Origin of the sequence: Weissella cibaria KACC 11862 (assembly GCF_000193635.1) — a bacterium.
Taxonomy (GTDB): Bacteria; Bacillota; Bacilli; order Lactobacillales; family Lactobacillaceae; genus Weissella; species Weissella cibaria.
The window spans coordinates 82,308-96,507 of the sequence record NZ_AEKT01000009.1; the positions used below are offsets into that span (position 1 = coordinate 82,308).

At 44.7% G+C, this 14,200-nt stretch carries 14 protein-coding genes, 1 pseudogene and 1 other annotated feature (1 of these 16 running past the window's edge); all 15 genes and pseudogenes read right to left on the bottom strand.

From position 1 onward, the window contains the following. Nucleotides 1–12: a binding site (T-box leader), on the bottom strand; it reaches 236 nt to the left of the window's first position. 109 nt (nt 13–121) lie between these two features. The 15 genes and pseudogenes from ESE_RS0101505 to ESE_RS0101570 all read right to left on the bottom strand — a co-directional run bounded on the left by ESE_RS0101505 (nt 122) and on the right by ESE_RS0101570 (nt 14,084). Further along, a complete protein-coding gene (locus tag ESE_RS0101505) occupies nt 122–1,291 on the bottom strand; it encodes a GNAT family N-acetyltransferase (protein ID WP_010370108.1) in 1,170 nt (389 codons plus the stop codon). Nucleotides 1,292–1,416: 125 nt separating this feature from the next. Then, a complete protein-coding gene (locus ESE_RS0101510; RefSeq protein ID WP_010370113.1) occupies nt 1,417–2,538 on the bottom strand; it encodes a BMP family lipoprotein in 1,122 nt (373 codons plus the stop codon). Between the two features lie 505 nt (nt 2,539–3,043). After that, nucleotides 3,044–3,199, bottom strand: a complete 156-nt coding sequence (locus ESE_RS12520) for a HeH/LEM domain-containing protein (protein ID WP_223824476.1) — start codon at nt 3,197–3,199, stop codon at nt 3,044–3,046. Further along, nucleotides 3,194–3,607 (bottom strand): annotated as a pseudogene (gene rplT, locus ESE_RS0101515) (50S ribosomal protein L20); the annotation flags it as partial. The pseudogene rplT and the gene ESE_RS12520, both read right to left, overlap by 6 nt. Before the next feature lie 69 nt (nt 3,608–3,676). Further along, entirely contained in the window at nt 3,677–3,871 is a 195-nt protein-coding gene (gene rpmI / locus ESE_RS0101520; protein ID WP_003608101.1) for a 50S ribosomal protein L35, read from the bottom strand. A 25-nt stretch (nt 3,872–3,896) separates the two neighbouring features. After that, entirely contained in the window at nt 3,897–4,394 is a 498-nt protein-coding gene (gene infC / locus ESE_RS0101525; protein WP_010370121.1) for a translation initiation factor IF-3, read from the bottom strand. 210 nt (nt 4,395–4,604) lie between these two features. After that, entirely contained in the window at nt 4,605–5,027 is a 423-nt protein-coding gene (gene nusB / locus ESE_RS0101530) for a transcription antitermination factor NusB (protein WP_010370123.1), read from the bottom strand. Continuing rightward, a complete protein-coding gene (locus ESE_RS0101535; RefSeq protein WP_010370125.1) occupies nt 5,027–5,464 on the bottom strand; it encodes an Asp23/Gls24 family envelope stress response protein in 438 nt (145 codons plus the stop codon). Before ESE_RS0101535 ends, nusB begins: the two co-directional genes overlap by 1 nt. A 92-nt stretch (nt 5,465–5,556) precedes the next feature. Continuing rightward, nucleotides 5,557–6,123 (bottom strand): elongation factor P, encoded by a 567-nt coding sequence (efp, locus tag ESE_RS0101540; protein ID WP_010370129.1) that lies wholly within the window; start codon nt 6,121–6,123, stop codon nt 5,557–5,559. 694 nt (nt 6,124–6,817) lie between these two features. Beyond that, nucleotides 6,818–8,161: a glucose-6-phosphate isomerase gene (locus tag ESE_RS0101545; RefSeq protein WP_010370133.1), complete on the bottom strand. Its 1,344-nt coding sequence runs from the start codon at nt 8,159–8,161 to the stop codon at nt 6,818–6,820. A gap of 194 nt (nt 8,162–8,355) precedes the next feature. Further along, nucleotides 8,356–9,384, bottom strand: coding sequence for an aldose epimerase family protein (locus ESE_RS0101550; RefSeq protein ID WP_010370136.1), 1,029 nt, complete (start codon nt 9,382–9,384; stop codon nt 8,356–8,358). A gap of 140 nt (nt 9,385–9,524) precedes the next feature. Continuing rightward, a complete protein-coding gene (locus ESE_RS0101555) occupies nt 9,525–10,430 on the bottom strand; it encodes an ROK family protein (RefSeq protein ID WP_010370139.1) in 906 nt (301 codons plus the stop codon). Between the two features lie 111 nt (nt 10,431–10,541). Next, nucleotides 10,542–11,495, bottom strand: a complete 954-nt coding sequence (locus ESE_RS0101560) for a GRP family sugar transporter (protein ID WP_010370141.1) — start codon at nt 11,493–11,495, stop codon at nt 10,542–10,544. Between the two features lie 276 nt (nt 11,496–11,771). Beyond that, the gene (locus ESE_RS0101565; RefSeq protein WP_010370145.1) at nt 11,772–13,220 is read right to left on the bottom strand and encodes a sensor histidine kinase; all 1,449 of its coding nucleotides are present in this window, start codon (nt 13,218–13,220) and stop codon (nt 11,772–11,774) included. 111 nt (nt 13,221–13,331) lie between these two features. Then, nucleotides 13,332–14,084, bottom strand: a complete 753-nt coding sequence (locus tag ESE_RS0101570; RefSeq protein WP_010370148.1) for a response regulator transcription factor — start codon at nt 14,082–14,084, stop codon at nt 13,332–13,334. Nucleotides 14,085–14,200: the final 116 nt, after the last annotated feature.

Here is a 14,200-nt window from a genome sequence, read left to right on the forward strand (position 1 = left end):
CAACGCTGGAACAAATAATATATTAGAATTACATTAGAATAATGTCAACACTTTTATAATTGTTTTTTCATATTAAGTAAAAAAAGACCTGTGATTATCTATCACAGGCCTTTATTAATAGTTAAAAATAATCAGCTAGCACCGGCTTTTGCTTTGGTAATTGTGCTTGTAGCAGGCTAAACGTTTTCGCATCAGCTGTCGTTAAATCACCGGTTAACAACAAATTATCTAACGACCGATAGCCCATTAGCCATTGCGTAAACGCTTGGATTGAACCAGTGATTGCCGGTGCTTCTGACTGCACTACCCGCGTCAGCTCACCACCACGTAATTCAAAACGACCACCATTCCACGGTGCAGTTTCATCAGTGACATTAAACACAACTTCTGTTGGCAACATGATATCAAGTGCTTGCACAAAAGCTGGCAAATTGACAATTCGCGCCTGCATGTAGGGTACAACGCGGGCCTCATACTGTGGTTCAGGCATGAGTTGCAGCACCGGGAGCTCGTTCAAATCACTGACAGGTGCTTCATACTCGAAGCGACTAAATGCACCAGCATGACTTCCGATAAAACGGGTCGTACTTAGCAATGCATCCGTCGTCAAAGTGACCCATTCACGAATTTTAAAGGTTTCCCCCACGAACTCGTACATCACGTACCCTTGCGTTTCGTGATCGTCATCCCGGTAGATTACAACTTGGGTATGTGGTGTTTTCATCATAAAATAATAGTCCCACCACCAGTTTTCCCGTTCAATCCCGCCTCGCTTCATCTGAGGGGCCCGCTCATAAACGGCATCCATCAAAGCTTGCGCCTCATCAAACGCCATCCGTGTGATTGTCCCGCCACGACGCTTTCCCTGTGGAAAATGTTCCGCCGACCAGCTGAGATGTAGCCGATCAAAAGCTTGCGCGTACCCAAATCGGCCGTAAAAGCCATACGAAAATGGTGCCAAATAGCTTAAGATGTCACCCCGTTCATACGCTTCTTGTAGTGCCACCATCATAATACGTGAAGCTGCGCCGTCACCCCGATATTCTGGATAACTACTGACATTACCAATGCCGTTTGCATTTAGCAATTGTTCACCCCAATTGACTTGGAATGGTATTTGCGTCACCTGACTCGTTAACTGTTGTGCATCAAACTCCCCATATGCAATTGTTTGACCAAAGAAATAGCGTAGTGCATCCTTACCGCCTCGTGGCTCTTTATGAAAAGCATATCGATATAAATCATAAACTGCTTCAAAATCATTTTGTCCTAACTTAATTGGTTGTCCCATGAGATTATCCCCCGATCTCAATTTACCCATATCGTACCACACGTTTTTGGAGAAGTAGACTGGAAACACATAGTTACATTAAAAAACGTGCCAGGCTAAAACAACCTCGCACGTTTGATAATCTATTAGTTTGTTAATGATGTGCGATTAGCCTTTGGCGCATCGTACTGACCTGTGTACTTCAAGCTGATTGAACCGTCTTCAATCTTCTTTTGGTCGGCCGTAACAGCCTTCTTTTCATCGGCTGGCATGTTTGATGTGATGACACCAACACCACCATCCTTAATACCGTACCAAACCGTCTTACCACCTTGGAACTTATCCTTCATGGCATCGTTAGCCGCGTTCTTCAAACCGTTACCAACTTCAGTCAACGATGACGTCAAGGTAAAGTTATCCTTCTTGCCATCAGCCGTCTTGTAAGCGCCTTGTGGTGTCTGGTCGATATCAACACCAATCATCCAAACTTTTTCCTTGGCCAGTTGGTCTGACTTCAAGGCTTGGTTGTGGCTCTTAACAGCCGTGAACGCACCGTTACCAACTCCACCGGCAACGTGGAAGATTACCTTGATGTTCTTAGCCATCATGGTGTTTGCAATCAAGGTTCCCTTCGCCGCATCTGAATATGAGGCGGCATAAATTGAACTTACCTTCATGTTCTTATCAACTGAAGCCACACCTTGACGGAATCCGTATTCAAAACGACCAACCACAGGGCCATATTGACCACCAATAAAGCCGATTGTATCCGTACCTTCAGCCTTCGCTTGCATCGCGGCAGCAACACCAGCCAAGTATGATGATTGTTCTGACTTAAACATCAATGATGTGACGTTCTTCAACTTTGGGTTAGCTTGCGCATCCACCAAAGCGTACTTTGTATCTGGATTTTGCTTAGCCGCCTTTTCAAGTGAATTTTGCAAGTTAAACCCGATACCAGCAATCATCGAGAACTTAGCAGCTTGTGCTTGTTGGAAGTTTGTATCAAAGTCAGCCTGAGTCTTTGAAAGGAAGTAGTCGTAGCCACCCTTACCCTTCTTCAAATCGTGTGATTCTCCCCAACTCTTCACACCCTTCCAAGAAATTTCCGTGAATGAGTGATCTGAAATATTACCACCTTCATCTGAAACCATTGCGAGTGAAAAATCATTCTTGCTTGCGCTCGTGTGTGAGGCTGATAATGCATAGGCACCTCCGGCCAACACAACCAATACAGCGCCACCAATCATAACTTTCTTAGATACCATTCTAAACTACCTACTTCCTTATATTAGGTTACACGCAAATTGCGTGCCCTTATCCACCCGAGGGCTTTTTAATTTCGTTTTAAACGACGTATATTATAATACCAGGTTTTCGATAATATGCGACATTTTTCCTAGTTATACACGTTTTATCCACAGAAATTGGTATAGGACACTTTAATAAACGAACAATGCATCCTAAACTAGCAAATTTTGTGCAAAAAAATAGAGAACTTCAAAGTTCTCCACAGGCTACGTCCGCATTTATTATAAGTAAAATTTCATTGTGGATAACAACAGCAATCGTTGCGCCATTCCTTAAAACCAACAATGCCCATAATATTGAAGAATCCGCTGTACTACACGTTAGATCTCCAAATACAACTTAACCACCTTTAGCCATCGATGAAATAGTTGTAACTATACCAATTCGGATTTGTACCGACAAAATTAGTGTAAACAAAAAACACGCAATGAACTTATCGTTCAGCGCGTGTTTTACTAAGCATTAAACCAATGCCAACAACTCAGCCTTCTTTGCAGAAGCTGGGAAGTCGATACCGTTAGCTGACAAGTATGCCTTGATTTCAGCAACAGTGTTCTTGTCTGAAGGCTTCTCTGATGAAACAACCTTCTTAGCAGCCTTAGGAGCAGCGGCGTTAATCTTAACACCCTTCTCTGAAGTAGCTGCAGTAGCTTCGCGAACAACTTGACCGTTGTCTGCCAAAGCCTTCTTTGAAGCTTCAGCCAAAGCTGAGAATGCTTCAAAGTCTGAAACTGCCAAGTCGGCCAACATCTTACGGTTCAAAGTTGAACCCATCAATGACAAACCGTTCATGAAACGTGAGTATGACAAACCGTTCATACGTGCTGCAGCGTTAATACGTGCAATCCACAACTTACGGAAGTTGCGCTTCGTTTGCTTACGGTCACGGAATGCATAGAACCATGACTTCCAAACTTGTTGCTTAGCAACCTTGTAGTTGATGTGACGTTGACCACGGTAACCCTTGGCCAACTTGATCATCTTCTTGCGACGTGCGCGCGTAACAGTACCACCCTTAACTCGCATGGGTATTTCCTCCAGTAATTTCTAAAATATAATTCGGAACCGATTAAAACTTAAAGTAAAAGCTTTAAATTAACGGCTCAACATGTGAACGTAAGTCTTCAACGTCGTGTTGTTCATCATTGAAGTTCCACGTAGTTGACGGCGCTGCTTCTTAGTCTTACCGTGGAAACGGTGTGACGTAAAGGCGTTACCTGACTTCAAACCACCGTTAGCAGTCTTCTTAAAACGCTTTGCTGAAGCGCGGTGTGTCTTAAACTTAGGCATTGATATGTCCTCCAAACTGGTTTAATTACTTAGTTTCCTTGGGTGCAAGCACCATAAACATGCTGCGCCCTTCCATCTTTGCTCTAGATTCAACTTTTGCAATTTCCTCTAGATCAGTTGCAAATCGGTCCATCACTTCACGCCCAATTTCCTTGTGCGTGATAGCACGTCCGCGGAAACGGATTGAAACCTTAACCTTGTTACCCTTCTCCAAGAACTTAACTGCGTTCTTCTTCTTAGTATTAAAGTCATTGTCATCAATCGTTGGGCTCAAGCGAACTTCCTTGATGCTGACGATTTTTTGGTTCTTACGTTGTTCGCGTTGCTTCTTTTGACTATCGAAACGGAACTTTCCGTAATCCATAATCTTAGCAACTGGTGGCTTGGCATTAGCCTGAACCAATACCAAATCCAACTCTTGCTCATCTGCGATTGCCTGGGCGTCTGCCTTAGACATAATACCTTGATCACCATCATCAGTGATCAAACGTACTTCGCGAGCACGAATGCGATCATTAATCAAATCTTGTTGTTGTTGTGGTTGGCGCGCGTTTGCTATGGTCCTTACCTCCGAAAAAACTTGAAATAAAGTAAAAGCGGGTCATCGCGACACACGATAACCCGCCATTCATCATCAATCAATAATGAGTGATTTACCCGACGAGTTTACTCGCCAAGGTGAACAACAGGTCCGCTGTTACTTTATTTCTTAACAGATATATACTATACAGCCCTACTCACCAGGAGTCAAGGCTTTGTTCAAAATTCCGTTAATGAACTTACGAGATGCATCATCTGTAAAGTCGTGGGCCAATTGCAAAGCCTCATTAACGGCAATCTTAGCTGGCGTTTCAGCATACTTTACTTCGTACATTGCAACACGCATTAATACGACGTCGGCCAAGTTCAAACGATCAATCGTCCAACCATCGGCTAAGTATTCTGAAATCGTCAAATCGAATTCATCTTGGTGATCAACGATACCGTTAACCATGTCCAACAAATCCGTTGGTAGTTCATCTTCCCAAGTAATTTCTGGATCCCCATCTAATACTTGTTGGACAACTGCCTCGACTTGCGCATCTGGATTCATTGCCAATCCGAAAACAGATTGGAATGCGGCTTGTCGTAATTGGTGTCGGTTCAATGATGCCATTATGCTTCAGTCCCTTCCGTATCGTCGTCATCGCCAAACAAGTTGTTTGGGTCAACGGTCAACGTTGGCTTTGTTGAAACAACACCTTGTACGTGTACGTTTACCAAGGTAACTTGCAATTCAGTCATTGCGGCTACTTGTGAAGTGACACGCTCTTGGATTGCGTGGGCAACCTTAGGCACGCTAACGCCGTAGTTCAAGTAAACGTAAACATTTACTTCTAATCCTGCTTCGCCTTGCTTCAATTCAACGCCCTTACCGTGCATACGACGACCAAAGGCTTCTTGAGCACGCTCAGACAATGAACCACGCAAGCGGGCAACACCTTCAACTTCTTGCGCTGCCAAGCCGGCGATAATCTCAAGCACGCGCGTGTTAACACGCGTCTCACCTGAAATGTCGCTTGGGTGCGCCAATACAATGGTTTCTTCTGCCATGGAACTATCCTCCTTCAAAATGAAAGCGCCGGCCGGCTGCCGGTCGGCGCTTTCAACAGTATGTTTATTATACCTGATTTTACTAATTAAAACTAGGCACGTGACGTGTATGATCCACCGTTGTCAGTGTTAACAACCAACTTGTCACCTTCGTTGATGAAGTCAGGAACAGTGATAACCAATCCAGTCTCCATCGTTGCAGGCTTACCACCACCGTTAGCAGTAGCACCCTTGATACCTGGTTGCGTTTCCTTAACAGTCAACTCAACAGTCTTAGGCAATTCAACGTCCAAGATTTCACCCTCGTAAGTCGTGATCTTAACGTTCATGTTTTCCAACAAGAACTTCAAAGCATCTTGGATCTTGTCAGCAGGGATTGAAACTTGTTCGTAAGTTTCGTTATCCATGAAGACGTGTTGGTCACCTTCAGCATACAAGTATTGCATTTCAGTCGTCTCGATGTTAGCTGTTTCGAACTTGTCACCAGGACGGAAAGTGATTTCGTTAACAGCACCCGTACGCAAGTTCTTCAACTTTGAACGCACAAAGGCTGCTCCCTTACCAGGCTTAACGTGTTGGAACTCCAACACACGCCAGATTGATTGGTTGTACTCGATCGTCAAACCAGTCTTCAAGTCATTCATACCAATAGTTGCCATGATTGAATTCTCCTAGATTTATGTCTTTCTGAATTATATTAGCAGAGTTTTTGTCTAAAAACTAGTATTGCGTGCTTTTTTATTCGGAAAAAGTTGGGTTATGGGTTGTGTCCGCCCTACCGGTCGGAGTGGCCTGCCCCTTCTTTCGGCTCGCTAACCCAAGTAGACCATGACCTGTGGGGAGCGGCATCCACTGCGTTGCAGCGTACACCTTTACCTCCTCGTGGCTCTAAGCGGGAAACCCGCTAAGAACCCACACCCACTGGTCAAGGTCCACTTGGGTCTAAACGCTCGGCGGGGCAGGCCACAGCAACCAAGCAATCCTCTGTTTCTTTGATAGTCATCCACCACATAATACTAAGTTAAACTGCTAACTTGTTTTTCCGGTAGATGTACATCCATAACAGACCAGAACCTCTCGGCTGCTAGCATGAAAGTGTGGGGCTATCGGAGCGTTCAAATTGGGGCAACATGCCGCATGGCCGGCGCTATTCGGAGAATTCCTGCAGGACTTAAAGGATTAGGGGGAATTATTTGCCCCGCTGAATGGCGTCCGCGCCATTCGGTTGCCCCAATTTGAACTTTGTCGGAGATAGTCCCGCGCTTTCAGGCGTCGACGCAACGCGTCGACACTAACCACCGACTAAAAAACGAAGAACCACCAAAGCAGTTCTCCGTCATTAACTTCTATCTCTTACAAACGGGCCTTCAATTCAGCCGTCAACTCTTCGTAGCCAGGCTTGCCCAACAAACCAAACATGTTGCGCTTGTATGCTTCAACACCTGGTTGGTCAAATGGATTAATGCCGTTCAAGTAACCAGAAATGGCTACCGCAACTTCAAAGAAGTAAATCATTTGTCCCAAAGCGAATTCGTTTTGCTTATCAAGCTCAACAATCATGTTTGGTACGCCACCGTCAACGTGAGCCAACAATGTTCCTTCTGAAGCTGTGCGGTTCACATAACTCATGGTCTCACCTTGCAAATAACCCAAACCATCGTCAGCGTCTGTTTCTGGAATCACAACGTCTGAAACTGGTTCAGTCACGCGCAACAACGTCTCAAACAAGTTGCGACGACCGTCTTGGATGTATTGTCCAAATGAGTGCAAGTCTGTTGAGAAGTTTCCGGTTGCTGGGAAGATGCCCTTGCCATCCTTACCTTCTGACTCACCTTGCAATTGCTTCCACCATTCACCGATTTGAACCAAAGTTGGATCATAGTTAATCAACAATTCTGTCGTATAACCCTTGCGGTACAAGATGTTACGGTATGCAGCATATTGGTATGCTGGGTTCTTCGTCAAATCAGCATCGGCGTAAGCTGCTTCCCCGGCAGCGGCACCAGCCATCAATTGTTCGATATCACCACCAGCAGCAGCGATTGGCAACAAACCAACAGCCGTCAAAACTGAGAAGCGACCACCAACACCATCAGGCACAACAAATTCTTCGTAACCTTCTGCATCAGCCAACGTCTTCAAAGCCCCACGCTTAGCATCAGTCGTGGCGTAAATACGCTCACGAGCACCTTCAACACCATACTTTTCTTCCAACATTTGCTTAAAGACACGGAAGGCAATGGCTGGCTCAGTCGTTGTTCCTGACTTTGAAATCACGTTAACTGAGAAGTCACGGTCGCCAATGACCTTAATCAAACTGTTCAAGTAAGCTGGTGCAATTGAGTTTCCAGCAAACAACACTTGTGGGAAGTCACGCTCATCATCCCCGTAGTAGTTATTGAAGTAATCGTTCAAGAAATCAATGGCTGCACGTGCACCCAAGTATGATCCTCCAATTCCGATGACAACCAACACCTTAGAGTCAGATTGAATCTTCTTAGCTGCCGCCTGAATACGTGCAAATTCATCCTTGTCGTACTCAGTTGGCAAGTGTAGCCAATCTGTATAAGCTGCGCCAGCCCCTGATCCATCGCGCAACATTTGGTCCGCAACCGTCACCAATGGTTGCATCATCCCTAATTCTTGTTCACCAACAAAATCGGCCAACTTTGATGTGTCAAACGTCAACGTCGTCATAAATTCTTACCTCGTTTTCCCCTAATAGCTTTTGGTATAGACCAATTATAACACTTCCTAAAAAATCTTGAAAGCGATTACGTTATCTAGATTTTTACGCTAGTTTTAAAAAAGTTTAGGCATCTTACCCAACCAAATTACTCCCCAATCCAGCAAAAAGCGGGCACCAGTCAAACCAATGCCCGCTTTTCAGCTTACAAGTTCTTAAACGCGTATGTCGTCGTGTATGAACGCTTTTCACCGGCTGGCAAAACAATATCACCAAACTCTGGGTGGTGGATTGCATCAGACAATGTTTGTGCTTCCAACGCAACTGCATTATATGGGTTCGCATCAAACCACTCACGGTCACCCTCGTGATCAGCAACAGCAGGATTCGTAATGAAGAAAATAACGGCATTACGATCCGTCGTCATTTCGATTGCACGACCTGACTTTTCATCTGTCAAAATAGCAGATGGTGTGCCAGCGTCGTAAACCAACTCAAAGGCATCGTCAAACTTAGCATCATATGCGCCATTCATCTTTGCGATTTGGTCACCAATCTTAGCACCCGCTTGGAAGTCGAACGGCGTACCAGCTGTTTCCAACAACTTTCCCGTTGGAATTTGATCTGCGCGGAATTCCAAATGACGTGGTGATGCCAATTGCAAGTGCAATTCGCGGGCATCCGTGTCAATACCGGCTGGGTTGAAATATGCGTGTGACGTTGGGTTGTACAACGTATCTTCATCCGACTCAGCGGCGAACGTCAAACTCACCTCGTCATTATCATTGAACGTGTACGTCAATGATGTTGGCATCGTACCTGGGAAGTTATCAATTGCTTCCGTCATTGTGGTTGTAAATGTCACTGAACCAGCAGCCTCGTCAACCGTAAAGTCCCAATTGCGGTTCGCAAAGTTGTCAGCCCCACCGTGCAAGGCATTTGAGCCTTCATTGGCCTTCAAATTGAACGTCTTGCCATTCAATTCAAATGATGCCCCATCGATACGACCGGCAACACGGCCAATTGCATTACCCAAGAAATATGGGTGGTCCCAGTATCCTTGCGCATCCTTATAAGCCAAGACAAGTTCTTCGCCTGACTTCGTTTGGAAGAATTGCCATGAAGCGCCCCATGATACCAAGCCAAGCTTGTGACCATTGGCGTTTTCAATAACAATTTGCTTTGCGACTTCACCATTAGGCATTGTGCCTAGTTCATTTACTGTAATCGTCATTTTTATGTCCCCTTCATTGATCGGCTTACAGTCTCAAAAAATAAACTCTATCTCGATATTCATTTTACCATACTGACTGATTCCGCTTACATTTATTTTATATCAACGGCCTATACCAACTGTGTCAAAATTATGAATGATTATACTTCGTGATTTAGACGCAGTAGCAGATGGTACAAAGCCCCATACAAATTTGCATCGTTACCAAAGCGCGCTAGTAAAATCTCCGGTGTCGTAAAGCCATCACGTACTTGCGGACGACGGGCGACCATCTCTTCGTAAGACTGACGAATTGTTTCCACCACAATCGGTTGCGCCGTAATCCCACCACCAATTACAAACCGTTGCACATCAATGACTGCCTGCATATTTAATAGCATTAATACCAAATCATCGGTATAGCGTTTGAAAATATCCCAAGCTGGTCCTTCCCGCAAATTGATTAATTCAAAGACTGCGCGACCATCTTTTACATCAGGCAAGTCATAAACCGTCGCAACCGTTTCAATCATTTGTACAGCTGAACCAATTTTCCCGTATGAATCTTCGTCAAAGCGTGTCTCGCCCTTATGCATAAAACTCAATTCACCGGCTTGAAAATGAGCCCCCGTGTGCAAGGCGCCGTTCAAAATTAAGCCACCCCCTACACCAGTGCCCAGTACAACAGCTGCACCATTATCAATACCAGTCAAATTTCCGAGCCACAATTCTGCGAGCGCGGCGGCCTTACCATCATTTTCAACGGCCACTGGGATATCGAGTTGTAGTTCATCAGCCAAATTAACTTGGTCTAAAAATGGCAAAGCACCCCCTGCATAGATGGTCTCATCCCCATGATCCACCTTGCCGGGCGCACTAAACGCGACCCCACGAATTCGAAAACGGTACGTTTGCACAATTTGACGGACCGTCGCCACAAATTCAGATAGCGTTTCATTTGGTGTGGCCACGTCCCCCTTTTCGATTAACGTCCCCGCGCGATCTAAGAGACCATACTTAATCCGTGTGCCCCCAATATCAATTGCCAAATAGTCCTTAGCTTCCATAAGTTCCCCCTTTTGTACTTTCACACGCTAATCGTACCGAAAAAATACGTCAATTATGCGAAAAAACACCTGCAGAACTTGATGCTCTGCAGGTGTTTATCAGCATTAATTTTACAAAGTCTTCAACTTAGCAATCATAATGGCACCGATAACGACCAAAATCGCTCCGATAACAATAAAGACCATTTGACGCTTTGACTTCTTCTCACCCAATAGGTAGATGGCACCGAACGTACCAACGATGATACCCGTTTGTGACAACGTTGAAGCAGTTGCTTGACCGATGTTTGGGTTAGCCGTTGAGATAAACATGAAGACGTTACCCAAAGCCCAAACCAAACCAGTTACAATGTTCATCCAAGTACCCTTTTGGAACATCGTCTTACCTTCCTTCATGAAGAAGATAACGATGATGAAGGCACCCAACACTTGACCGATTGATTGTGGTCCCACAATCGCAGTCATGTAATCCAAACCGTCGTGACGGTTGTGAACTGAGTTTGAAATGTAACCAATCTTGTTCAACAAGTTAGGGAACACGAAGTACATCATGTAACCAATCGTTGAAATCAAAACAGCAACCAAGCCACCCTTGAAGTCGTGCTCAGGGTTAACTTCAGCTGGCGCCTTTGAGTCAGGCAAAGCCGTGAAGACGGCACCAACCACAACAGCAACGATGGCCAACAAACCAAACGTCCACATGCGACCAGTCGTCCACTCACCCAAAACAGCCGCAGCCATCAAGGCGTTTGACACAATTTGGCCGGCCGTTGAAAGTGGGTTACCAACTGATACACCCAACTTCTTGAAACCAACGAATTGTCCAGCCGTACCAACAGCCCAGAACAAACCTGACACGAATCCAACAATCCAGATACGTGGGTTAAAGGCAAAGTCAGCACCTGCTTGAGGGACAACGAATAGTCCCAACGTCAACATTCCGAATACGAATGCACCAAACGTCATTCCCAACGTTCCTTGCGCGGCTGTTCCACCCATCTTAGTCGTAACTAGACCAGTAGATCCCCATGCCAACGCTGGAATAAGAGCAATTAAAATTGACATATTTAAATTTCCTTCACAATCAAAATATTTTTTGTTCACTTATCAACGAGATTTATCATAACATGATGAAAGCGTTTGCACAACACTTTTCGCTAACTTTTTTAAAACGTTTTCGCAAAGTTCTTGAAAACGCTATCATGTAGGCGTTTAACGGGTTCGCGCCTGATAGATCATGTGCTATTTTCACAAACAATTCTTAACAATTGTAAGTCAATTAGCGTTGAATTCAACAAAAAAGGACCGAAAAATCGGTCCTTTTTTCTGCACAACAATGTCCTAATCTGTCTTTTTTTGTGAATCCGGAATTACCACATGGAAGGTCGTCCCTACATTAGGTTCCGAAGTAACTGAAATTTGGCCATCGTGGACTTCAATCAATTGACGAATAATCGCCATCCCCAAGCCAGACTCACCCTTCTTCGTTCGTGATGGGTCCGCTTTGTAATAACGTTCCCAGATTTTATCAACCTGATCAGTCGTCATCCCAATACCGGTATCCGCAATCTTGTAATGTGCCTCACCTGGTTCGCGCCAGGCGTCAATCGTGATTACACCGTTCTCCGTAAACTGAATCGCGTTATTCACGATATTAAAGATGATTTGAATAAAGCGATCTTGGTCAGCAATGACCGGTACCGGTGAGTCAGCATTCAACTTAAACTCATCGCCCGCCACATCAGCTTTACCAGACAATTGGTTCAACAAGTTTGAAATCACTGGTACTGAGTCGAATTCCTTCTTCTTCAACACAACCTTATTTTGACGCAAACGTTCGTAGTCCAAATTATCCTTAACCAGACGCGTCAAACGATCCGCTTCAGACTTAATCAAATCGTATGAGTGCATCTTTTCATCTTCCGGAATGACACCATATTGCAGCCCTTCCACGATTCCTGAAATCGTGGTCAACGGCGTGCGCATTTCGTGCGAAGCATTGGCCATGAATTCTTTACGGCGCTCTTCTTGTTCTTCGATTTCATGCTCTTGTGCAGCCAGCGACGCCGTCATCACATTAACGTCTTCAGCTAACGCGCCGATTTCGTCATGACGATGCATCTCAACTTGGGCGGTGTAATCACCACCCGCAACCCGGCGTGTAACCAACTGAATCAAGCGCAAGCGGTTAACAATCAGCTGCGACAAAATGAAACTCAGCATGACGGCGACGACGACGGATACCAAGAAGGCAATCAACAAGTTCTTGCGTAACATGTCCAAGTTATCCGCCACGGTCGATACATTCGCTCGAGTCACAACGACTGCGATTAACTTATTCTTATTATCAAAGAACGGTTTCATCACATCCATTGTATTAGCCGCTGAGTTATCCGCCGGATTAGCTTGCTTTGCACCACGCTTCTGGATAATTTTGTGTTGCTTGAGTTGGGCCCACTCAGCGTTTGTCACATTGGCAGTTTCCTTCACTTGCGTTTCTGGATACACCAATTTCCGGTCAGCATTATAGAGCGTAAAGTTAATATTCTGTTGTTCAAGCAATGAAGCATCGGTCTCCAACCCCTTCGTGTCGAAGTACGCAAATGATCCATCATCAGCTTTAAAACGCATCGCTTCTTCGGCGACCGCTACAGCGTATCGATTCAATTGATGATAAGTATTATCCTCAATCATTTTTGTCGTAAATTGTGTAAACAAAATCCCGACAATTACCAAAGTTGCCATAATAACGGTGAAGAAGGCCAGCATTTGCTGGTACATCATTTTCATTTGTTATTACCAAAAAACCACGTCAAAAGCGACGTGGTTATCTTTCGTTGACTCTCTTTTTTATTTCGTAAGCACCACTGCCACTAGTATAACTGTCTTGGCGCGCGCTTACTAGGCCTTTGCTGAAGCTTCTGATTCTTCATCTGACGTCACGTTAGAATCGTCAAACTTGTAACCAACACCCCAAACCGTTTGGATGACTTGAGGGCCAACCTTTTCGATCTTTTGGCGCAACTTCTTAACGTGCGCATCAACCGTACGCTCGTCACCAAAGTACTCGTAATCCCAAACCAATTGCAACAATTGCTCACGTGAGAACACTTGACGTTGCTTCTTAGCCAAGACACGCAACAAATCAAATTCCTTTGGCGTCAAATCTTGAATCAAATTACCATTCAAGTAAGCTTCACGCGTGTTTGAGTTCAACTTGAACGTACGTGTTTGTACATCGAAATCTTCGTGCACTTGTGGTTCTGAAGAAGCTGGTTGACCAGCCGTTTCTGAACGACGGTGCAATGCCTTGATACGTGCAATCAATGTAATTGGGCTAAATGGCTTCGTGACGTAATCGTCCGCACCCATTTCCAACCCAAGCACTTGATCAGACTCTGAGTCACGCGCCGTCAACATGATGATAGGCACATGCTTTGAGACTTCACGAATCTTAACTGCCACTTGCATACCATCCAAACCAGGCAAGTTCAAGTCCAAGATAACCATATCCCAGGCATCTGGCTCTTCGTTAAACATGGCAACGGCATCGTTACCATCGTATGCATATGATGCATCCCAGTTTTCCTTCTTAAAGAACATGCCCATCATTTCTGAAACGGACGTGTTATCCTCGACCATCAAAAGTTTCATATTCTTATTCCCCGTCTTTAATGAATTCTTGAATTTAAAATTCTTTTATTTGTACATCTACCACAATAACAAACGATGTCTGATATTTGGGCCTTTTTCACAGAACGTCTACAAAA